The sequence below is a fragment of the Roseobacter cerasinus genome, from assembly GCF_009811755.1.
Taxonomy (GTDB): domain Bacteria; phylum Pseudomonadota; class Alphaproteobacteria; order Rhodobacterales; family Rhodobacteraceae; genus Roseobacter; species Roseobacter cerasinus.
Genome location: NZ_BLIV01000004.1, coordinates 277163 through 300111 on the forward strand (window position 1 = coordinate 277163; position 22949 = coordinate 300111).

At 63.6% G+C, this 22949-nt stretch carries 15 protein-coding genes and 1 pseudogene; 13 read left to right on the top strand and 3 right to left on the bottom strand.

Features of this window, described 5'->3' with window-relative positions; translation table 11 throughout:
• The first annotated feature begins 64 nt into the window (after nt 1–64).
• From So717_RS12345 to So717_RS12405, 13 genes are all read left to right on the top strand, one after another.
• Nucleotides 65–3985, top strand: coding sequence for a baseplate J/gp47 family protein (locus So717_RS12345; RefSeq protein ID WP_159977688.1), 3921 nt, complete (start codon nt 65–67; stop codon nt 3983–3985).
• The gene (locus So717_RS12350; protein WP_159977690.1) at nt 3982–4809 is read left to right on the top strand and encodes a hypothetical protein; all 828 of its coding nucleotides are present in this window, start codon (nt 3982–3984) and stop codon (nt 4807–4809) included. Before So717_RS12345 ends, So717_RS12350 begins: the two co-directional genes overlap by 4 nt.
• Nucleotides 4806–6989, top strand: a complete 2184-nt coding sequence (locus tag So717_RS12355) for a hypothetical protein (RefSeq protein ID WP_159977692.1) — start codon at nt 4806–4808, stop codon at nt 6987–6989. The genes So717_RS12350 and So717_RS12355 overlap by 4 nt, the downstream gene beginning before the upstream one ends.
• Nucleotides 6986–10249 carry a contractile injection system tape measure protein gene (locus tag So717_RS12360; RefSeq protein ID WP_159977694.1) on the top strand — a complete coding sequence of 1088 codons (3264 nt, stop codon included), beginning with the start codon at nt 6986–6988 and terminating at the stop codon, nt 10247–10249. Before So717_RS12355 ends, So717_RS12360 begins: the two co-directional genes overlap by 4 nt.
• Nucleotides 10242–11603: an ATP-binding protein gene (locus So717_RS12365; RefSeq protein ID WP_159977696.1), complete on the top strand. Its 1362-nt coding sequence runs from the start codon at nt 10242–10244 to the stop codon at nt 11601–11603. Before So717_RS12360 ends, So717_RS12365 begins: the two co-directional genes overlap by 8 nt.
• Nucleotides 11600–14896 carry a hypothetical protein gene (locus So717_RS12370; protein WP_159977698.1) on the top strand — a complete coding sequence of 1099 codons (3297 nt, stop codon included), beginning with the start codon at nt 11600–11602 and terminating at the stop codon, nt 14894–14896. Before So717_RS12365 ends, So717_RS12370 begins: the two co-directional genes overlap by 4 nt.
• A gap of 134 nt (nt 14897–15030) precedes the next feature.
• Entirely contained in the window at nt 15031–16236 is a 1206-nt protein-coding gene (pcaF, locus tag So717_RS12375; protein ID WP_159977700.1) for a 3-oxoadipyl-CoA thiolase, read from the top strand.
• Nucleotides 16237–16240: 4 nt separating this feature from the next.
• Nucleotides 16241–17218, top strand: coding sequence for a 1,2-phenylacetyl-CoA epoxidase subunit PaaA (paaA, locus tag So717_RS12380; protein WP_159977702.1), 978 nt, complete (start codon nt 16241–16243; stop codon nt 17216–17218).
• Complete coding sequence (gene paaB / locus So717_RS12385) at nt 17215–17508, top strand: 1,2-phenylacetyl-CoA epoxidase subunit PaaB (RefSeq protein ID WP_159977704.1); 294 nt, start codon at nt 17215–17217, stop codon at nt 17506–17508. Before paaA ends, paaB begins: the two co-directional genes overlap by 4 nt.
• The gene (paaC, locus tag So717_RS12390; protein ID WP_159977706.1) at nt 17508–18296 is read left to right on the top strand and encodes a 1,2-phenylacetyl-CoA epoxidase subunit PaaC; all 789 of its coding nucleotides are present in this window, start codon (nt 17508–17510) and stop codon (nt 18294–18296) included. Before paaB ends, paaC begins: the two co-directional genes overlap by 1 nt.
• Nucleotides 18297–18424: 128 nt before the next feature.
• Nucleotides 18425–18859, top strand: coding sequence for a 1,2-phenylacetyl-CoA epoxidase subunit PaaD (gene paaD / locus So717_RS12395; protein ID WP_159977971.1), 435 nt, complete (start codon nt 18425–18427; stop codon nt 18857–18859).
• A 15-nt stretch (nt 18860–18874) separates the two neighbouring features.
• A complete protein-coding gene (locus So717_RS12400) occupies nt 18875–19231 on the top strand; it encodes a nuclear transport factor 2 family protein (RefSeq protein ID WP_159977708.1) in 357 nt (118 codons plus the stop codon).
• Between the two features lie 20 nt (nt 19232–19251).
• On the top strand, nt 19252–20322 hold the full coding sequence (locus tag So717_RS12405) for a 2Fe-2S iron-sulfur cluster-binding protein (protein WP_159977710.1): 1071 nt from the start codon (nt 19252–19254) through the stop codon (nt 20320–20322).
• 276 nt (nt 20323–20598) lie between these two features.
• Here So717_RS12405 and So717_RS12410 read toward each other — a convergent pair whose 3' ends face one another.
• The 3 genes and pseudogenes from So717_RS12410 to paaI all read right to left on the bottom strand — a co-directional run bounded on the left by So717_RS12410 (nt 20599) and on the right by paaI (nt 22940).
• A complete protein-coding gene (locus tag So717_RS12410) occupies nt 20599–21201 on the bottom strand; it encodes a TetR/AcrR family transcriptional regulator (RefSeq protein WP_159977712.1) in 603 nt (200 codons plus the stop codon).
• 4 nt (nt 21202–21205) lie between these two features.
• On the bottom strand, nt 21206–22495 hold the full coding sequence (gene paaK, locus So717_RS12415; RefSeq protein WP_159977714.1) for a phenylacetate--CoA ligase PaaK: 1290 nt from the start codon (nt 22493–22495) through the stop codon (nt 21206–21208).
• A pseudogene (gene paaI / locus So717_RS12420) lies at nt 22492–22940 on the bottom strand (hydroxyphenylacetyl-CoA thioesterase PaaI). The gene paaK and the pseudogene paaI overlap by 4 nt, the downstream one beginning before the upstream one ends.
• Between the last annotated feature and the right edge of the window lie 9 nt (nt 22941–22949).

The window sequence follows — 22949 nt, forward strand, 5'->3', positions numbered from 1 at the left end:
CAACTGTTTATGATTGTTCAGGTTTTGGCGACCCGGCCGGGTTGCTGAGAGCGCATTTATAGAGGTGTCGATAGCCGTCGTGCATCGAAGGTGGGAAGATATTATCGTAACGCCGGGCTCGCTGTGCAGCGACCGCCTGCCGCCTGCCTTGACGGCAGAGCGCAGGGACGTGCGGCCTGACGGGCTCGCACAGGCCTTCTGTGCGGCAGGCCACCGGTTGCACGCGATGGATGTACCGCAGCATCTGTCCGACAAGCGCTCAGGCCCGTGGATGCGGCTGTTCCGGTCGGAACCGGCCTTCACCTATGCGGAGCTTATCGCTTTCGATGTCCGGCAGGCGGCCTTTGCGTTTGATCGCGTGATGGACAGCGATGCGGAGGCCGCCGGGCGGCTGATTTCAGAGCTTGCCCACCAGCTGAAGTCGTGGATTGCGCGCTTGCCGACCGAGCGGCCATCGCTCTTTTCGAAACAGATCCAGCAACTCAACACCGAAGCAGAGCTGGAGTTGCGTTTGACTGCGCTGACCGCTGTCCGGCCCTCCGGCATCCTGCGCGCGATCCGTAGCACCATGTCCGCAACGCAGGCCCGCAAGCGCGATGCGCTCTCTCAGGCGCGCGCTGTTGTGACGGCCTACCGGTCCACCCACGCACTGCTGCGCAACGCGGTCGAGACGCTGCGCCCGCATGCGCTGTCCGCCTTTGAAGCGAGGATCACTTCGGGCGATATGGATCCTGCGCTGGGCTTGCTGATCGCCGAATTGCGTGTCGCGCTTGAGGTAGATGGCGCGATCAACGGGGTCATCGACCGCATGATCCACTATTATTATCAGGATATCATCGGGCAGTCTCCGTCAGTCGCCTCTCCGGAGAAAGTGCTGCTGCATCTCAACTCGGGCCTGCAGTCGCTGGTTGTCCCGGAGGGCGCGCGGCTGATCGCCCGTAAGGCCGATGACACGGTGCAGAGCTTTGCGACCGACGCCTCCGTGCCGGTGAGCGCGTCGCAGCTGGCGTCGGTGGCCACGCTGACCTATGAGACCGACCCGCAGATCTCGTTCAACGCAGAATTGGGCGGCATCACCGCTGTGCGTATGACCCGCTGGACCCCGGACCAGGGACTGCCACCCGACAGCGCGGGTGTCTTTGGGGCCGGGCAGCCGGATATGTTACGCATGGGCCTCGATATCAGCACGCCGATGCTGGCCCTTGCGCAAGGCCATCGGCGCATCAGCATGTCACTGAAGCTGCAGCGGGCTTCGGGTTTGCCCGCACTGCCGGATCAGATCGACGAAGACAGGCACCCGACCGAAGACCCGGCGGGAGCCGAGACGCTGGTCGCCCTGCAATCTGATCCGGCTCTTGTTCAGGCTTTCCACCCCAAGGCGCCGCAACGCGGGTTGCAGCTGATGGCCAAGGAAGCTGAGATACTGGCCGCGCGGAACGGCCAGACCATCTGCATGATGGGCCTGTATCACTACCTCGCCACGCAGATCGAGACCGCAGATCAGCTGCGCCTGCTGTTGGGCCGTATCGTGACGCTCTGTCTCATCGAACGGGTGCCGTTCCCGGATGGCCAGTTTCGCACACTTCTGAATGACAAGATCGCCGAACATCACAAGGCGCTCTCCGAAGGGGTGCGCCGCGTCGCGCGAGAGGCTGATGCGCCGGGGTCGATGATCCTTGATCTGTTCGTGAGTGAGGGGGACACCCTGACGCCGGAGGATCTGTTTCAGAAGCTGCTGGGCGACGCATTCGAAGCCACCTTGAGCACTGCGGACGGCCCCATTCACGCGGCGGTGGCGCAGGTTCTGCCCGCCCCGCAGGCCGGTGTTGCGGGCATCACGCTGGCGCTGGAGCTTTCCGCCGGCATGCCGGAGATCGCGGCTGGCGAGGGCATGCCCGCGCCGACATTGTTCCTGCGCAATGCCGATACCCCGCGGATCTGCCCGATCTCCTTTTTCGAAAGCTATGCGCTGGAGGCCATCAATATCGAGGTGACGGTGTCGGGCATGCGGCAGCTGCGGGCCTGGTCAGACGACGGGCCCTTGTCGGTCGACCAGTCTTTTGTGCCGTTTGGGGCTCGCCCCCAGGAGGGCGCGAGTTTCATCGTGGCCAGCCCGGAGATGGCGCAGAAACCGGTGAAGGAGGTTGGTGTCGAACTCACCTGGGCTGATCGCCCCGATCCTCTGGGGGGGTTCGAGGCGCACTACCGCGACTATGCGGGCAGGCCTGCGGCGCCTGATCCGGTTTTGACCGTCAGCTACCTCAGCGGGGACGGCTGGAAACCCGTGGCTGATCCCGATTTACCTCTGTTCGAGATGCACCCCGTCACCGGTGAGTTGCTGGCTGAGCGTCGCCTTGCGGGGCGCGTCAAAGGACATTCGGTGCGGGCCGAAGGCCGGGTGCGCCCGGATATGTTTGCTTCGCGTCAAACTGTCCCGGCAGGCGCGCTGCGCCTGACGCTCTCCGGCACGGCGGGCGGGTTTCATGCGGATCAATATCCGCTTGCTCTGGTCGAAGCCATGCGCCCCCGGCTCATTCCCTTTGGCGACCGCAAGATCCCGCCGCCGCCCTTTGTGCCGAAGATCGACGCGTTTTCGCTGTCATATACCGCCCGCGCGACGATGGAGGTGAACGCCCCGGATGCGGCAAACCCGGGCGAGCGTATTGTGCAGATCAATCCCTTTGGCCGGGTCGAAGTGTTTCCCAAACGCATGCTGCGCGAGATCGGTATCTTTCCACCGCGTCTGGGCTATGGGCACCTCTTTCTGCATCTGACAGGGGATCAGGCCACCGGGCCTGTGCCGCTGCTGTTCGATATGGCCGAAAGCGGGCATCTGCGTCTCGTGCCGCGACCCAACCCGGTCAAATGGTACTATCTGGCTGCCCATGGGTGGGCGGAACTGCCCGATACAGCGATTTTCTCCGATACGACCGGGGGGCTGATGCGCTCCGGTCTGGTGATGGTGGACTTGCCAGAGGATGCCACGACCCATTCGCCTGAGATGCCGGAGGGCGGCGTCTGGATTGCCGCCGTGGCCACCGAGCCGGATCTCGGCGGTTTTCCAAAGCTGGCGGATCTGAAGATCAACGGCGTCTGGGCGACCTGCACGGATGGCAGCTACCACGCGCGGGATCCAGACCGGGTCTGGGTGTTCGAGCCCGCGCAGCCGGGCATTTCGGCCATCACGGAAGTGCCCACACCCGCCGAAGTGCGCCCGCCCGAGCAGCGGGACGCCTTTCTGGCGCGCGTGGCAGAGCGGCTGCATCACCGCAAGCGCGCGGTCACCCCCTGGGATGTGGAGCGGCTGGTGCTGGACGCCTTTCCTGAGGTCTGGATGGCCAAGTGCCTGCCGGGGTTGCAGCGTGACGATCCAGCGCCGGCACCCGGGCGGGCCATGCTTGTGGTGGTGCGCCATCCGCCCAACACCCCGTCGGCACAGATGTTTGATGTGGGTACCTTGCAGCGGATCAGTGATTTTGTGGCCAAGCACGCCTCGGGCTTTGCGCAGATCGAGGTCGCCAACCCGGCCTATGACAGGCTTTATGTGCGGGCCAAGCTGGCCTTTGATCCTTACCGGGATGATGGTGCCATGGCGCAACGCCTGCAACGGGATCTGCGGCACTATCTGTCGGTCTGGACCGCGCCGCCGCCGCTGCGCCGGTTTGGCTGGTCGGTCAATCTCAAGATGCTGACGGCCTATGTGAATGATCTCGACTATGTGCGCGGGGTCACCGATTTTTCGCTTTTGCATCTGGCCGCTGATGACGCGGGCGCGCATGCGTTGCTCGACTCCGCGCAAGCAGATTGGCGCGGCCCGATTGGCCCTGTCCTGTGCGGCTCGCGCCCATGGAGCCTGCCGCTCTCGGCAGAGGAACACGCGTTGACCATCGTGCAGGCCACGCCGACCGAAACACCTGTGCAAAGCGGCATCGGGCGCCTGTCGGTGGGCGGTAATCTCATCGTCGGACAAGGGGGTCCCTCGTGACGAAACAGGATCGCACCACTCTGAAATCCTTTTTCCGCGATGGGGCCCTGCCCACAGCGCGCGAATATCGCGACCTGATCGACAGCAGCGTCAACCAGGTGGAAGACGGGTTTGCCAAGACGCCGGGTGAGGGGTTGCAACTGAATTCCGTGGGCACATCGCTGCGGATCATGAGCCTTTACAAGGGTCTCGGCGCGCCGCGCCCCTCCTGGGTGATGGAGCATGGCAAGACAGAAGGGGCGTTGCATCTGCGGCCAGAACCTTCAGCTTTGGACCAGTCGGATGCGCCGCCACCGCAGGGCCTGTGCCTCACCGCAGACGGGCGTATGGGCATGAACACCGGCGCCCCCGCCTGGCGGCTGGATGTGGACGGTGTGGCCCGCATGGGGGGGCGCATCGGCGTGCAATCCGTCGATATCCCGCATGTGCCCGCTGATGGGAAGTGGCATGATATCACGCCTGATATCACCGGTTGCCAGGCCTTCGAGGTCATGGCGGGTGTGGGAGGCACGCCGCGCATGGGGCGCTATTCGATGCTGCATGCGATTGCCATGAACGCCTTTCATCCGCGCAATCCGATCCTGAACTGGCTGTTCCGGCGGCGCAGCATCCGGGCGCAGACGGCTGTCTACGGCAGCTATGCGGATCGGCTCAAGCTGCGCTGGGTCGCGGGTGAGGGGCGGCATTTCTTCAAGTTGCAGATCCGGTCGAATGCGCGGTTCGGCAAGGGCATGGTGATCCGCTACGGGCTGACGCGGCTTTGGTTTGACACCACCATGGGCGGCTCACGCGGAGAAGGTGACCGCGATGAGGGGCTTTTGTGAGCGGCGCCGCGTCATCGGATTTTGACAGCCTGCGTCTGCGGGCCATTGCCTTCGCGCAGGCCGCCTCGGGCAACATCTGGACCGATTACAACCTGCATGATCCCGGTGTCACGCTGCTGGAGCAGACCTGCTTTGCGCTCAGCGAGATCGGCTATCAGGCAGCTCACCCGATCCGCGACTTGCTGACCGATGAGGCGGGCGCGCTGCGTTACGCCGATCTGGCGCTATTCGAGCCCGCGAAGGTTCTGCCGGGACAGCCGGTTACCGAGACGGATCTGGCGGCCTATCTCTCCGACCATCCGGGCGTTGCGCGGGTGAACGTCTTGCCCGTCGGTTCGCCGGGGCTCTATTCCCTGGTGATCATTCCTGACGAGCGAGACGCAGCTGATGATGCGGACCTGGTGCAAGGCGTCCGCGCGCGGTTTGCCTGCATGCGCCCGCTCGCCACGGATCTGGCTGAGGTCATCGTCGCCCGCAAGCGCCAGATGATCCTGAGCTGCGAGGTCGAGATCAGCCCAACCGCAGACCCTGAGCGTGTGGCGGCCTGGCTCTACTTCAAAGTGTCCCAGATCCTGCGCAGCCAGCCGTTGGGGGATCGCTCGGGAGGCGGTGCAACCCGCAAGGCGGTCTATGACGCGCCCGAGCTGTTCTTCCGAACGCAGGCGAGCGCGGACGTTGGCGCGCCGGATGTCGAGGCGCATCTGGCGCAGCTGCGCCAGATCCCGGGCATCAGAGACCTTGGCGCGCCGGTTCTGCGCGACGATCCGGAAAGTGCGCTCCACGACCCTGACGCACCGGTCTATCGCGCGTTGATGCTGCCGGAGGCTCCAGAAGAAATCGAGCTTGAGCTGCGGGTTGGCACCACGGTTCTGACGCTCGATCACAACCGCATTCAGGAGGAATACATCCGCGTCGCGGCTGAGAACATCGCGCGCGCGCGTCACCATTTGGATGACGCAGACTGGTCAGTGCTGAAAGACGGACGCTGCCGCCGGTTCGCGCGCAGCCACGTCGATGACATGCTGCCAGCGATCTATCGCATCTATGGGGGCGCTCCGAAGGCAGCCCGCGCGGTGCAAAGCGACCAGACCACGCCTCCGCCGCGCGACGCGCTGTTTGTCCAGTACCGGGGCGCGATCAATGCGCAGCTTGATGAGATGTCCGCGACTTTGGCGCAACTGCCGGTTCTGTTCACCGCCGAGACCGGATGCGGCACCGATGATCCGGCCTTGCACGCGCGCCGGATCAAACTGCTGGATCTGATGCTGGCGTTGCAGGGTGAGGTTCTGCCCTCCACCCGCCATTCAGGGCTGCACGCCTATCGGTCCGCTGCCGCGCGGCAGGATTTTGAGCTGCACTGGCGTCTGGCCTATCTGCGCGCGCTCCCGGCCTTGAACTACGCGCGTGGTACCGGGCCAGATGGTGCGGCACCCGGCGGGTTCATGGCGCGTTTTGGCCTGCTGGCAGATCTGACGGTTCAGACCTTTGGCGACGTGATCCGGTCACTGGCCGATCAGGGCTGGCAGCTCGATGCGGGCGCAACACCGCCCGCCCCCGGCTTTGCACGTCGCGATCTGCTGTTGCCGCTGAACCCCTTCGACATGATTGTGCCGCTGGATGACCGAGCGCCCCCACTCGACCTGCAGGCGCTGCGCGAGAGTGCGCCGTGGATCGAGGATGGCAAGCTGCAGAGCGATCTCTTCCTGCGCGCCGCTGATCCCGATGCCTTTGCCGTCACGCCCGTGGGTGGGGGGCAATATGCGATTGTATTTGATGGTGGTGATGCCGATGCGCTCTACCACATCGGGACCACGGACAACAAAGCGACCGCGATGGCGCGGGTGAACTGCCTGCGCGCCGGGTGGCGGGCGATGCACAAGCAGGTGGAAGTGGCCTATCTGGTTGAGGACATCCTGCTGCGTGAGCGGGGCGGTGATTTTGTGCCGAACCACTGCACCTTGGTTCTGACGGGCTGGACCGCGCGCACGCGTCTGGACAGCTACCGCAGCTATGTGGCTGATCTGGTTCAGGCGCTGGCCCCTGCGCATATCGTGGTGTCCCTGCTGTGGCTGGAGCAGCCCGACATGGATAAGTTTCTGACATTGCAGGAGAATGTTGCAAGCCTTGAGGGTCGGGCGGCGCTGCAGCGGTTCCTTGACCGCAGGCAGGTTGGGTCATGAGCCAACCGCTTGCACGGGCGCCGGAGGGGGCGGATCACCGTATCGGCACGGTACTGGCTGAGTTTGAAGTCACGTCTCAGGGCAGTCCGCTCGCGGCACCAGAAACGTTGGCCCAGAAGGTCCGGCTGGAGCTGTTGCCCGCTCTCGAAGATGTCTTTGCGCATCCGCAGACCACTGGCCATGATGCGGTCATTGAGGCTTTGGAGATTGACTTGGGGGACTGGCCGGACAATCCGGACTGGTCTGCCGTGCGCCTGTGTCTTCGCGAACGGATGCTGTCTGCTCTGGCGCCTTACCTGCGTCGCGCGTCAGTGTCGCCGCAGGATTTCGGCGGCGCTACCGTGCCGGAGAGTTCGGACAGAGTTGGACAGGCCGCGCAGGTCCTCGCACCGCTGCAGATCAGTACCGCTGACCAGTCAGATCCGTCGCAGAAAGATGGGGGTCGCGCGCGACCGTCAATGCCATCGGCAGCCGAGCGGATTGTTCAAGCGATTTGGGTGTCTCGGGGGCAGATACCGGCGACCGTGTCGGGCGAGGCCCGCAAGCAGGCTTCTTCTGCTTCTGACGATCTGTGTGGCCCGACCAATGATCAGGGGCCGGTCGACTCAGTGTCGGCACCTGCGGCTGAGCGAGGTTTCGATGTGTCTGGGGTGCCTGCGGGGCAGACGTCTGCCTCCGTGCCGCAGGCGGGGCACAGGCAAGGGCCGTCCGCTTCGGATGATCTGCCCGGCTCGGCCAATGATCAGGGGCCCGTCGACCCATTGTCGGCACCTACGGCTGCGCGAGGTTCCGATGCGTCTGGGGTGCCTGCGGGGCAGACATCTGCCTCCGTGCCGAAGGGGGCGCACAGACAAGGGCCGCCCGCTTCTGACGATCTGTCTGGCTCGGCCAATGATCAGGGGCATGGCGAGCCATGGTTGATACATGCGGCTGAGCGAGCCTTCGAGGTGCCTGAGATGTCCGGAGGGCAGACATCCGCCACCCTGCTGCAAGCCGCCCACAAGCAGGAGCCTTCCGCGTTTGAGGATCTGCTTCGGGATCTGCCCGACGCTGCGCATCGTGCGCTGTTGGCTGCAGTGAGTACTGGCGATGTGGCAGGTGCGATACCCGGTATCCAGGCCATGGAACGTGCGATGCAGGCCGTCTTTGCTGCGGCAGGCCATTCTGCCCAAGCCGCGGAAGGTTTGGCGGCTCAGATGGTGGCTCAACTGTTGGTCCGTCCCGTCGGAGCTGCTCTTGCCACGCCCACGTCCGGGGAGCCGCTGGACGATACCGTGTCGGCCCGGAAGGACGGAAAAGCGCCCATCGCCCCGCGCCAGTCGATAGGTCGTGCGCCGAGAGAACAGATGGCGGTACCCACCGAGCCTCCGTCGGGTCAGCGGCCTGAGGAGGGCGCCGCGCCCTCCGAGGATATGGCAAAAGTGGCTGGCGGTCAGCGGGATCTCCGCGACCTCAAAGCGGATTGGTCACGCGACCCTGAACGCAGCTTGCAGACCTTCGCGGCTCTTGATGTCCCAGGGCTTTTGGCGCTCATCCAATCCCTTCTTCCGTCTCAGCATGATGGCTTTGACGCAGCGCTGCAGAGACTGGTTCAACGCTCCACGAGACCGCAAGGCGCTTTGATACGCGTGCTGCGCGCTGTTCTTGACGGGCGTCCGATTGACTTTGAAAAGATCGAGCATGCGGCTTCCGCAACTGCGCCCGAGCCGCGGGCGGCGTCCTCTCAGACCGAGGTAGACACCTCGGATCACAGAGGCATGTCGTCTCTGTGGCGCGATGTGATTGCGCGGCTTACAGGTGACAGCCTGCCTCCGAACGCGTCTGCACTCCGCGACAATAGGGCTGCGACCTCTGCTGTCCGCGGCACAGCGCATACCTCTACGTCGGAAGGCAGGTCCACTGCTGGTGCGCCAACCGGAAAGACCGGGGAGACGGGGGGAGGAACAGAGGACGCAAATCAAGCGGCTTCGGAACCCGCCCGCCCATCTGAGAACAATGAGAAAAAGGGTGCGGCGATCTCAGAGCCGTCCTCTGGCGAGGCGGCGCAGGCGCCTGATGATTTGACTGCCAGCGGTGCCTCGGTACCCGCGCATCCAGATGAACTGGGCAGTCAAGAGACCGAAGCGGCAAAAGGCTCCCGGTTGTTCTTTGACACATCTGAGCACCCGGCAAAGCGTGCCGCGTCTGCATTGCGACCCCAGCCAGACCACCCTCAGCCAGAGACTGAAGCCGCGCTGTACGCATCTGATGTAGGTGTATCTATACGTCAGCGTATTGATATCTCAACCGCAGTGGAGGCTCTCTCCGAGGCTGCCTTCGGCCCTGCGGCCAAAGATCTGGGCCAGATGCTCGACCTGATCTGGCGCACCCTCGATGCCGACATGCGCGCGGCAATACTGCGTCGGCTCCCACCGCTGGATGCTGTTGCCGATCCGGTTGCGCAAGCTTTGAACAGCGCCCAATTGCCGCTTTTGTTGCCGCTCGATTTGATTGCCCAAGCCGGGCCGGGACCCATGCGGTTTGATGAAATTCTGACCCACTTACTCAATAGTCTTGAACCTCAGGCGGACCGTCAGACGGCCCTTTTGCGGCAGATAATCGCGCGCCTCGGCTTTGCGGGTGCGGGCATGGGCGCGTCACAAGTCCGGGACCGGTTGCGTGCCGGTCTCGAAGATGTTCTTCGCGCCAGGTCACCTGCTCTTGTGTCAAACGAAGCGATGGGTCTGGCAGCGGCGGAAGAGGCGGAGCAGCGCTTGTTGACGCAACAGGCCGGGCTTGTGTTGCTTCATCCCTTTCTCAAACTGCTGTTTTCGAGGCTCGATGTGCTGAGTGCGGGCGGTCGGATCATCTCCGATCACTTGCCGAAGGGCCGTGCCGCTCTGGAGGCGCTTTGTGGTGCCGCCCCGTCAGAGCGCAGTTTTGATCCGCTGGCCCGTCTGCTCTTGGGCATGACAGATGACCTACCCCCCCCGGGGCTGGTGGAGCTCGACGACGAGGACGCGGCGCTGATCGAGGGCCTGCTGCGCTCGGTGATTGCGCAGTGGTCAAAGCTTGGCCAGACCTCGCCTAGGGGGCTGCAGGAGGCTTTCCTTTGCCGGTCCGGCCAGATCCGCTTTGACAGTGCAGGCGCGCATCTGCGGGTCGATTCCGGCCCGTTTGATATGCTGTTGGACGGGCTACCCTGGACTGTGGATACAACGATTGCCTTGCCATGGATGGCCTTGCCCTGCCACGTGAACTGGAGATCGCAGGATGGGTGATGCGCGCCGACGTGTGGCAGAGGCGGAGCCGGTGCAGATCCATGCTGCCGCAGTTGCGGCCGAATTGAGCTGGCTGGGCCAGGTCATCGAGATGCGGCTGACCCATTTTTTCGACACACCCGACGCGGCCTTTGGTCTGCCGCCCGCCCCAGCCCCGATGATCGGAACGGCACTGGGGGATCTGGTGGTGGCCAATGATCTGGATGCACAGACGCGGCTTATCCTGGCGCTGGCCGTGGCGCCGCATGTGAACTCCGCCATTCTCGATCCGTTCTTTGTCAAGAACAGCGCCATTGACCGGGCCTTCTCGCAGTTTGGCGGGGGGGGCACAAACGCCAGCGCCTTTCAACCCACCGCCGAGACCGCGCTGTTCCTGCTTGCCGGGACCGATACGCGCGCACGAATTGCCGCGATGGCGCTTTTTGAGGCGGATCACCCCTTGCGCCGCAAGGCGGGGGTCATCCTCAGCGCGCCGACGCCAGATGCCCCGACCTTCAGCCATGTCCTGACCATTCCGGTGCATCGGCTGGTGGCGCTGTGTGACGGCGCCTCACCCAAGCCGGATTATGCACCGGGTTTCCCGGCTCAGCGGTTGCAGACCGCGCTGGACTGGCCTGATCTTGTTTTGCCGAACGATCTGCACCATGCGCTCGACCACATGCTCGCGTGGTTGGAGAACCGCGATCAGATCCTGCTGGACTGGGGCCTTGGTCGCCACTTTGGCCGTGGGTTCAAGGCTTTGTTCTACGGGCCGCCCGGCACCGGCAAGACCCTCACGGCCTCTCTGCTGGGCAAGCGGACGGGTATGGATGTGTACCGGGTGGATCTGTCCATGGTCGTGTCGAAATACATCGGCGAGACGGAAAAGAACCTCGGGCTGCTGTTTGACCTCGCTGCCGAACGGGAGTGGATCTTGTTCTTTGACGAGGCCGATGCGCTTTTCGGAGCGCGTACGGCGACGACCTCCTCACATGATCGGTACGCCAATCAGGAGGTATCGTACCTGCTGCAGCGGATCGAGGATTGCCAGAGCCTTGTCATTCTGGCCACCAACCTGCGCAGCAATCTGGATGATGCATTTTTCCGGCGCTTTCAGATGTCGGTCGGGTTCGTGAAGCCGGATGCGGGCCAGCGGCAGAAGATCTGGGCCAATGTGCTGGCGCAGGTGCCGCTGGCCGAGGATGTGGATCTGCCCCAACTGGCGCAAGATCATCCGCTGGTCGGTGGCGCGATCTCGAACGTCGCGCGCGGCGCTGCGATCACCGCGCTGCGTCGCGGTCAGACCCGCGTGACGGCTGAGGATTTGAAACACGCCATCGCAACCGAGATGCGCAAGGAGGGACGCACCACATGAGCGTTTTGATCCGGAACTGTCTTGTTTTTCTCTGCTGCCTGATCTGGCCTGCGGCAGCGCTGGCCAATTGTGCGGACTTCCGGACCATCGAGCGTGACGCGCTGCAGGGCTATGACATCGCCACTGTGCAGACCGGGCTGCGCGCCGCGCTGGAGAACGACAACGTGAACCTCAAAGACGGGCTGCTTGGCAGTGTGACGCGCAATGCGTTGGCGCAGCTCTGCCAGCGCATCCCGCGGGCCGGGTCAGGTGCGGATGTCGCCGAGACGCTGGATCTGGCGACAGACTACGGTGATCTGTCCAAGGCGCTGCCGGAGTGGCGTAGTCTGGTGCTGGATCAGCCGCTTGTATCGCGGCTTGCGACCTCAAATAGCCAGACCGGTCTGGCTCTGCATTTGGCGGCAGGCCCTGCTGTTGCGGCAGCTACACTGACAGATGCGCGCCAGCCACAGACCTGCGATGCCTTGGGCAGTTTGGGGTCCGTGCCGGAGGCCGCTCAGACCGCACTTGACCTGCTGGCAGGGCCGGAACGGGGGTATGCGATTGCAGATATCTGCCGGACGTTTCCTGACACTGGCACGTCGGAGAATTTCCTGAACGCGATGACGCGGCTTGGCGAGATGGACCTGCAGCTGCCTGAAGCGATTGACGATCTGGCGTCGGATCAGTTCGGCGCATGGTTGTCACTGGCGCCCGGTGACCGGCTGCCCCGGTTGTTGGGATCGCCCCCTGCGGTGCTGGCCTTGCTGCAGGAGTATCAGGTCACAAAGAACACCCCGTCGCCGATTGAAGACACGCCATCAGCACCCCCGCGCCCCGCCTCCTGCGAGGTGTCTCCGGCGGACAGTTCCACGCGGTTCTTTGCTTTTTCGCAAAGTAATCTTGATGCTTTGACGGAGCCGGTGGATCTGCAAGCCGCCTTTGCTGCGGTTGAGGATCTGCGCTTTGCGAGTGCGGCACAGCTCTGGGCCGCATTGGAGGCGCAGCTTGCGCCGATCCTCGATCAATGCAGTCTCGACCAGATCGAAGCTCTTGTTCTGGAACCGGAGACGCTTGGCCTTGCTTTCCTGATCGATGAGGAGGGGACAAAATCCCTGAGCTTTCAGGACGCTTTGCAGGATGTCATGCCGGTGGTCGAGCCGTTCATCGGGCGGATTGCGCCGGACGAAGAGCGGCTGATCTCGGGCCTGACCGCAGCGGTCAGCGAGGCGGTCACCACATCCGTGCAGGCGGAGGTCGAGTTGGCTGCAACCACGCTGGCAGCCGCGGCAGAACCGGTACAGCCGCTGTTCGATACATTGCCTGAAGGTGTGCCCGAGTTTGAACGGCCGCCGCTGCCCGAGACGATTGGCGTAACCGATGCCACCGATCTCGCCCTGGCCAATACCATTGTGAACGAGGCGTTCCGTGACGCGCTTGAACGCAGCAATTATTTGCCCGCGACGCAGCCGGAAATCCTGAAAGGAGACGTGCGGCGGATCTTGCGACCGGTGGCTCAGGCGCAGATTGATACCGCTGTTGCCGCGAAGATGGCGCAGATCGAGCCTGTGATCCAATCGACCTGGATGCTGACGCCGTGGTTGCGGGCGCGTATTCTGGCGGTGCCGGATATCGGGGTGACGCTCAGCGATCCGTCCGGGGTGGATCTGGCCACCCGCATGCGCTCGCTTGTCGGGTTAGAGTACCCGAATGCAGGGCTGTTTCGGGCGGCCCTGGACACAGTGCCACCTGCACCCGGCACGAAGCCGGGTGACCCTGCGCTGTCACCGCAGCTGATCGAGGCGGCCAAGACGCTGGCCCAACGAGAAGTGGCTGATGTGTTTCGTGACCGTAGCTATGGCCCGCTTGCGGCACCCGATTGCGGCTGCGTTCCGGTGCGCCCGCCAACGGCTGAGGTCTATGGGTTCTACCCCTTCTGGTTTGCGCCGCTTGCGGACCCGCCCGCACCGGCTGAGGGCGCAGAGGCGCCAGCGCAGACCCTGGAGCTGGTGGATTTCAGCCTGATCAGCCGCATCGCCTTCTACGGTATGGAGATGGCCTTCGCCAACCCGGAGGGCGACGAGGACACCCGCAACCTCCGCCTTTTGCACGAGGATCGCTGGATTGAGGCGCGGCGCGATTTTGTAAATTCGGCACACCGGCATCGGGCGCGGGTGGATGTGGCCATCGATCTGCGTGGCTGGTCGGATTGGACCGCGCAGGAGATCGACACAGCCACAACCGAGATGGCCCGCCAGCTGCGGGCGTTTGAGCGGGTCCCGACGCGCAGCTTTGCCGACATCCGCGCGGCCTTGCCGACCTTTTTTGACCCCACATCGCCCGACGGGATCACGCTGATCTTCGAGAGCTACCCGGGCAAGACCCTGAGCCAGTTGAATGTGCAGAACGTGGTCGACATCGTGAAGGGCGTGCATGCGAAGCTGCCCCAGCCCGAACGGCAGCTGATCAACGTTGCTGTTGATTTCGACATGGTGGATGAGCCGGGCGCGCAACCGGTGTTGAGCGATCTGAGTGATCTTTTGCTGACCGGGCGCACTCTGGATCAACGGCGCGCAGAGGGCATCGAAGAGGGCCAGCTTTCCCTGCGTGAACAGCGTGAGACAGAGATCGTGCACAAGATCCTGATCTTCCTCGAACGCCCGACCACCGAGACCAAGAAAAGCCTGCGCGCGCGGATGGATCGCAGCACCTTCCGGGGCAAGGAACGCTCCGAGATCCTGCGCAGCATCATCCCTGTGCTGCCCCCGGGCGGGCATGAGTTCGAGTTCCAGCGCCAGCAGGCCAATGAGACACGGGATGAGGAAACGCTGCGGTTCTCGCAGTTCATTGATGATGTCATCTATTTTGAGGACAACTTTTCAGGCATAGGGTTCTGGCCGCTGCCAAGACTGGGCGGGTCCGAATTCTCAGCCATCCGCGAGGCCATCGCGCTGGACTGGAACCAGCCTCGGCTGCCCGCGCATCTGGGTGGGCTGGAGGCCTCCATTGGCGATGTCTGCACCTGGGCTTGCCCGAACCGGGCGTATGTCACATTCGCCGCAGCGGCGCTCTTTGCGCTGGTGCTGCTGTTGACGGCCCGGTCGTTTTACAGCGGGGCCATCCATCAGCTGGCCTTCCGCTTTGGCGCGGTCTGGATTGGTATGGGCGCGGTTATCGTCATGCTCTTTGTGCTGAACGTATGCGATCACGAGGCAATTTGGCCTGGCATTCTGATGCTGTGGCTGGTGGCCATTCTTGCGCTGATCATCGGCTACAACTTCGTGCAGCGCATCAAGAATGGGCCCAAACCTTAGGGGTGCTACCAGGGGCTTGACATCAAAAATGTTACTGAAATTTATAATTTTGACATTTGCGTAACTTACTTGTTGAGTGGCGCGGCGTTTTGCGATAGAACCAACCGCATGGTTGATGAAAAACTGGTGGCACCGTGAATGATGCCCTGATCTGTGACGGGGTACGAACCCCGATTGGGCGCTATGGCGGAGCCTTGTCTGGGGTTCGGGCCGATGACCTTGCAGCACTCCCGATTGAAGCCTTGATGGCCCGCAACCCTGACGTCGATTGGGAACAAGTCGACGAGGTGATTTTTGGCGACGCCAATCAGGCGGGGGAAGACAATCGCAACGTGGCGCGCATGGCGGCTTTGCTGGCAGGCTTGCCGGAAAGCGTGCCAGGCACCACAGTCAACCGGCTCTGCGCCTCGGGCATGGATGCGGTTGGATTTGCCGCGCGCGGGATCAAGGCGGGGGACTATGACCTGACGATTGCCGGTGGCGTCGAAAGCATGAGCCGCGCGCCCTTTGTGATGCCGAAGGCGGAGGCGGCCTTTGCCCGCGCCAACGCGGTCTATGACACCACCATCGGCTGGCGGTTCGTGAACCCGAAGATGAAGGCGACATACGGCGTCGACTCGATGCCCGAGACGGCCGACAATGTCGCAAAAGACTATCAGATTTCCCGCGCTGACCAGGATGCCTTTGCGGTCCGGTCTCAGCGCCGTTGGGCGGCGGCGCAAAGTGCCGATCTTTTTGCCGACGAAATTGTCCCCGTCCATGTTCCGCAGCGCAAAGGCGATCCGATTGTCGTGACCACCGACGAGCACCCCCGCCCCGGTACGGATGTCGAGAAGCTTGGCAAGCTGAGGGGCGTGAACGGGCCCGACCTGACGGTTACGGCAGGCAATGCGAGCGGTGTGAATGATGGCGCGGCGGCCTTGCTGATTGCGAGCGAAGACGCGGCCAGCACCAATGGTCTGACACCAATTGCGCGTGTTGTCGCCATGGCCTCAGCCGGCGTCGCACCCCGTGTGATGGGCATTGGCCCGGCACCCGCATCCAAAAAGGTTCTGGCGCACACCGGTCTTAGCATCGATCAGATGGACATTATCGAGTTGAACGAGGCCTTCGCGAGCCAGGGCCTGGCTACGTTGCGCCAGCTTGGCGTTGCGGATGATGACCCGCGCGTGAACCCGCAAGGCGGCGCCATTGCCATGGGTCATCCACTTGGCATGACCGGCGCGCGGCTCGTGATGACCGCCGCACATCAACTGAAACGCGGCCAAGGCCGCTATGCGCTCTGCACCATGTGCGTGGGTGTTGGTCAGGGCACTGCACTGATTTTGGAAAGGGTCTGAAGATATGTACGCACAGATGGTCAAATCCGAAGCGACCCAGGACGACCCAGAAAAGCTCGCCGCCTTTCAGGCGCGCATCGACGCGGGGGAGAAGATCGAGCCGAAGGACTGGATGCCCGAGGGTTACCGCAAGACGCTCATTCGTCAGATCGGCCAGCACGCGCATTCCGAGATCGTGGGTCAACTGCCCGAGGGCAACTGGATCACCCGCGCGCCAACCTTGGAACGCAAAGCGATCCTGCTCGCCAAGGTCCAGGATGAGGCGGGGCACGGGCTCTACCTCTATTGCGCGGCTGAGACGCTGGGCGTCAGCCGCGATGAGCTGACCGAGATGCTGCTCGACGGTCGCATGAAATACAGCTCGATCTTCAATTACCCGACGCTCACCTGGGCCGACATGGGTGCCGTTGGCTGGCTGGTCGATGGGGCGGCGATCATGAACCAGGTGCCGCTGCAGCGCACATCTTATGGTCCCTATTCCCGCGCGATGGTCCGCATCTGCAAGGAAGAGTCGTTCCACCAGCGGCAGGGCTTCGATATCATGATGAAGATGGCGGGCGGCACCGAGGCGCAGCGCCGCATGGCGCAGGATGCGCTCAACCGCTTCTGGTACCCCTCGCTGATGATGTTCGGGCCGTCCGATAAGGACTCGGTGCATTCCTCGCAGTCGATGAAATGGCGCATCAAGATGAACACCAATGACGAACTGCGCCAGAAGTTCGTCGACCAGACCGTGCCGCAGGCCGAATACCTTGGGTTGACCGTGCCGGATGAAACGCTTGCATGGAACGACGAGAAGGGCGGTTACGACTTCGCCGAACCCGACTGGTCTGAGTTCCACGGCGTGCTCAAAGGCAACGGCCCCTGCAACGCCGAGCGGATGCGCGCGCGCAATGCCGCCTGGGACGACAACGCCTGGGTGCGCGAGGGGCTAATGGCCCATGCCGCGAAGAAGAAAGCTGCAAAGGTGGCTGCGGAATGAGTGATGCAAAGACAGAATGGCCCCTCTGGGAGGTCTTCATTCGCGGCCAGCACGGGCTCAGCCACCGGCATGTGGGCTCGCTACACGCCCCCGATGCGGAAATGGCGATCAAGAACGCGCGCGACGTCTACACCCGCCGCAACGAGGGCGTGAGCATCTGGGTGGTTGAAGCCACGCAGATCACAGCCTCGTCGCCGTCCGACAAAGGCCCCCTCTACGAGCCGTCCGAGAGCAAGGTCTACCGCCACCCGACCTTCTTTGACATTCCCAAGGACGTGGGGGCGATGTGATGGCGACGCCCGCATCTTCAACCGCTGCGCAGCTTGACGAGGCCCTCTTCACCTTCCTTCTACGGATGGGAGACAACACCCTGGTGCTTGGCCACCGGGTCAGTGAGTGGTGTGGCCACGCGCCCGTGCTGGAGGAGGACATTGCGCTGGCCAACACTGCCTTGGACCTGATTGGTCAGACCCAGATGTGGCTGGGCCTCGCGGCTGATGTCGAAGGGCAGGGGCGTAGTGCCGATGACCTCGCGATGCTGCGCGACGTTTGGGACTTCCGCAACCTGCTGCTGGTGGAGCAGCCGAATGGCGATTTCGGCCAGACCATCATGCGGCAGTATCTCTTTGACCAGTTCCACCTGCTGCTTCTGCGGGCGCTGCAAGACAGCGCCGACGACCGGATTGCAGGGATTGCCGCGAAGGCTGTGAAAGAGGTCGGCTACCACGTGGAGCGCTCTGCCGAGACGGTGATCGGCCTCGGAGACGGGACCGAGGAGAGCCACGGGCGGATGCAAGCCGCGCTCGACTGGCTCTCTCCCTACGTGGGCGAGATGTTCGTCTCTGACGAGATCGACGCCGAGATGGCCACGCGGGGCATTGTGCCGGACCCGGCCAGCCTGCGCGCACCTTACGACGCGGCCCTCGCGGAGGTGCTGGCCAAGGCGACGCTCTCCCGGCACGAGGGCGATTTTGCGCATCAAGGCGGTAAGACGGGCTTTCGCCATTCCGAGCACCTGGGCCATATGCTGACACAGATGCAATGGCTCCAGCGCGCCTATCCGGGGGCCGCGTGGTAAGGCCCGGCGGAGGGGTGGGGGAGGTCCCGGGTCAAGTCCGGGACGCCGCGGTGCCCGACGACACCCCTCGCACCGCATCCCGGCCCCCGCGCCGGGATCTCCCGGTTCGGCCCTCACCCGATCAGATCATGGCGTGGCTCGATGCCGTCCCGGACCCTGAGATTCCGGTGATCTCGGTGGTTGATCTCGGCATCGTGCGCGGCATCCGCTGGCAGGGCGACACGCTGGAGGTCTCTGTCACGCCCACCTATTCCGGCTGCCCGGCCACCCGTGTGATCTCGATGGACATCGAGACGGCGCTGCGCGATCGCGGCCTCCAGGACGTGCGCATCACAACCCAGATCGCCCCGCCCTGGACCACCGACTGGCTGAGCGAGAAGGGCCGCGCGCGGCTGCAAGACTACGGCATCGCGCCCCCATCGCCCGCCGGCGGGCCGGACCGCTGCCCGCATTGCAGCTCAGACAACGTCACCCGGATCAGCCAATACGGCTCCACCCCCTGCAAGGCGCAGTGGCGCTGCGCCGACTGCCTTGAGCCCTTCGACTATTTCAAATGCATTTGAGCAAGGACCCCGCCCATGAGTGATGCAACCGCCAGCCCCGAGGCCGTGGTCGAGGCCTATGCGACCGGCACTGCGACCCGCGATATCGCCCTTCTGAAGTCCATCTTCCACGAGGACGCGGTGATGACCGGCTATCTTGGCGAGGACTTCCTGAACGGCAGCCCGGAGCCGTTTTTTCAGGCGCTTGAAGCCAGTGAGGTCGCCGCGGACTACAGCTCGCACACAACCGACCTCTCCGCGACCGGGAAGATCGCGCGCGCGACGACGACCGAGCAGAACCTCCTGGGCCTCGATTTCACCAACCACTTCCACCTGGCGCAGCTCAGTGATGGCACCTGGCGCATCACGTCCAAGCTCTTCCGCCACGCCTGACCCCGGACCGGAGATCGCCCATGGCCCGTTTTCACGAACTCACCGTCACCGAGGTGCGCAAGACCATTCGCGATGCAGTCGTGGTCACGCTGGCGCCGCGCAACGGGGGCAATTTCGACTTCGTGCAAGGGCAATACCTGACCTTCCGGCGTGACTTCGACGGCACCGAGGTGCGGCGCTCCTACTCGATCTGCTCGGGCCGCAATGACGGCGTGCTGCAGGTCGGCATCAAGAAGGTCGAGGGCGGCGCCTTCTCGAACTGGGCCAATGACGCGCTGCAACCGGGCATGGTGGTCGAGGCGATGGAGCCCATGGGCAAATTCCACGCTGCGCTTGAGCCAGATGAGGCGAAAACGTACCTTGGCTTTGCTGGCGGCTCAGGCATCACGCCGGTGCTCTCGATCCTGAAAACCGTGCTCGCCGAGGAGCCCAAGTCGCGCTTCACACTGGTCTATGCCAACCGCGGGGTCAGCACGATCATGTTCCGCGAGGAGCTTGAGGATCTGAAGAACCGCTATATGGGGCGACTGAGCGTGATCCATGTGCTGGAATCGGATGCGCAGGAGATCGAGCTGTTCCGCGGCCGCATCGACGCAGAGAAATGCGCAGCCCTCTTTGAGCACTGGATTGATATCGCCTCGGTCGATACCGCCTTCATCTGCGGGCCGGAGCCTATGATGCTCGGCATTTCGGCAGCGCTGAAGGAGCATGGGCTGACAAAGGATCAGATCAAGTTTGAGCTCTTCAAGAGCGCCCAGCCTGGGCGGCTGACCCGCAAGGCCGGGGCGGTGGAGTCCGAGGCGCAGCAGAAGCCCACGCGCGCGCAGGTCACGCTCGACGGGGCGACGCTGACGTTCGACATGGACCGCGAGACGACGGTGCTGGAAGCCGCACTTGCCAATGCGCTCGACGCGCCGCACGCCTGCAAGGCCGGGGTCTGCTCGACCTGCAAGTGCAAGGTGATCGAAGGCGAGGTGGAGATGGTCGCGAACCACGCGCTGGAGGACTATGAGGTCGAGCGCGGGTTTATCCTCTCGTGCCAGTCGTTTCCTGTCAGTGACAGGTTGGTGGTGGATTACGACCAGCACTAATTATCTGCTCTAGCGTAGGTGTAGTGCGTTGAGGGCATCGCCCGACCTGGAGGGCGTTTGCACCAGTCAGGCGGCCTCCGACATCACAAAGAGAATTGACTTCGTGCTTATGCCAAAGGTCTAAATCGCCTTCCGGGGGGAGGTGTCGCCATTGTTGCTCGGACCAATGGCACGACAATGACGACCGATGCCCGGCTTCGCAGCCGGGCGGTGGATCTCAGTCGCGTGCACCTAAAATGACAAGTGAGCTAAAGCGACGTCGTGCCCCAGACCATTCTAAGACGACAGCCCCTGCACCCCGCTGACCGACATCGTGGCCACAAGTCGTGCGTAGTCCTCCCGCGCCTCTGTGTCGGCGCCCGGGTTCCACATGTAAAACCAGTTGATCATCCCGAATACCGACATGGTGGCGCTCCGCAGCCGCCGCGCGTCGCCGTCAAAGGCGTCCGGGGCGATCTCGTGCAATGTCTCCGACAAATGCCGCACCATCTCGCGCTGATAGGTCTTCAGCACCTCCTGCTGCTCCGCCGACAGCAAGGGCAGCCCCTCCGACTGTATCTTGTGCTCCGCGTCCATCCCCTCGTAGGCCAGCAACGCCTCCCGAACGAAGTGCTCCAAACGGCCCTCGGGCGCCGCATCCGAAATCTCAAGACCGCAGAGCCGGTCACGCAACTCGGACAAATAAGTGTCGAGAATGTCGAAGAGCAGCGCGTCCTTACTGCCATAGTAATGATAGATATTCGCCTTCGAGATCCCGCAGGCCGCAGCGATCTGCGACATGGACGCGCGCGCAAATCCGGCATCCGCAAAGACACGCGCCGCGGTCTTCAGAATATGTGTGCGCTTCTGGTCGTGATCCTTTGCGATGGTGCGGGCCACGCGCTCAGCCTCCGCGCTTATCGATCACGCGGACGGCCTTGCCCTGCGACCGCGCGACCGAGCCCGGCGCGCCCACAACCACATCCGTCGAAACACCAACCACATCCTTGATGCGTTTGCGCAGGGCGGGCCCGACGTCAGCGCCGCCTTGATCCGCCTCAACCAGCACCCGCATCGCATCCATCGGCCCGTCCTTGACCAACTCGATCTGAAAATGCGGCGCGAGGCCCTCGGTGGCCAGAACCTGCTCCTCGATCTGCGTCGGAAAGACATTGACGCCGCGCAGGATGATCATGTCGTCCGAGCGCCCGGTGATCTTGTCCATCCGCCGCATGGAGCGCGCGGACCCGGCATGCAGCCGCGTGAGGTCCCGCGTGCGGTAGCGGATCATCGGCATGCCCTCCTTGGTGAGCGTGGTGAAGACGAGCTCGCCCTCCTGACCGTCGTCCAGCACCTCGCCAGTCTCCTGGTCGATTACCTCGGGGTAGAAATGATCCTCCCAGATGTGCAGCCCGTCTTTGGTCTCGACGCATTCATTGGCCACACCTGGCCCGATGATCTCGGAAAGCCCGTAGATATCGACCGCGTGCATGTCGAAAGCCTCTTCCACCTCGCGGCGCAGCGCGTTGGTCCAGGGCTCGGCGCCGAAGACGCCCACCTGCAGGGACGTCTCGCGCGGGTCCCGCCCTGCGGCGCGGTAGGCCTCAAGGATGTTCAGCATGTAGGAGGGCGTGACGAGGATGCCCTTGGGCGCGAAATCGGTGATCAGGCTGATCTGTTTCTCAGTCTGCCCGCCGCTCATGGGCACCACCATCGCGCCCAGCTTCTCGATCCCGTAGTGCGCGCCAAGCCCGCCGGTGAAGAGCCCGTATCCGTAAGCGTTGTGCACGATGTCACCTGCGCGCAGGCCGGACGCACGCAGCGACCGCGCCATGACCGTAGCCCAGGTGTCGATGTCCTTGGCCGTATAGCCCACCACCGTCGGCTTGCCCGTAGTGCCCGAAGAGGCATGCACACGTACGATCTGCTCACGCGGCACAGCAAACATCCCAAACGGGTAATTCGCCCGCAGATCGTCCTTCTGGGTGAATGGAAAGCGCGCGAGGTCGGCGAGGTCCTTGAGGTCATCGGGATGTACCCCTGTTGCCTCAAAGCGCGCGCGATACATCGGAACATTTTCATAGGCGTGGCGCAGCGACCATTTCATCCGGTCGAGCTGCAAGGCGCGGATCTCATCGACCGAGGCGGTCTCGATCGGGTCGAGCTCGCCGGGCCGGGGGCTGAGGTCTTTCACGATGTCTCCTCCACGGGGTCTTCGAAGAGCTGGCCCTTGACCTGCCGCGACAAGCCGCGAAACTCGGCGATCACGGCACCGGTCTGGTTGGGACCTGCACGTCATAGGCGCCGCTGCGCCCATTGAGCGCGCGTTCCTGCGCGCGGGCGGTCAGAGTGTCGCCTTCGCGCGCCGGAGCCACATAGGTGATGTTGTTCTGCTGCGCGACCGTGGCCGCATTCCGGCTGTTGCAGGCGAAGGCAAAGGCGCTGTCGGCCAGTGCAAAGGTGATCCCGCCGTGACACATCCCGTGCCCGTTGCAGTGATGCGGCTCTACGGTCAGCCGCAGAGTTGCAGCGCCTTCATCGACCTCGGCCAGCTCCATCCCCAGCCACTGCGAGGCGCGATCCGGTGACCACATCGCCTGCGCCGCCCGCGCGGCGCGCTCTTTCGGAGTGAGTGTCATCTGTCCTGT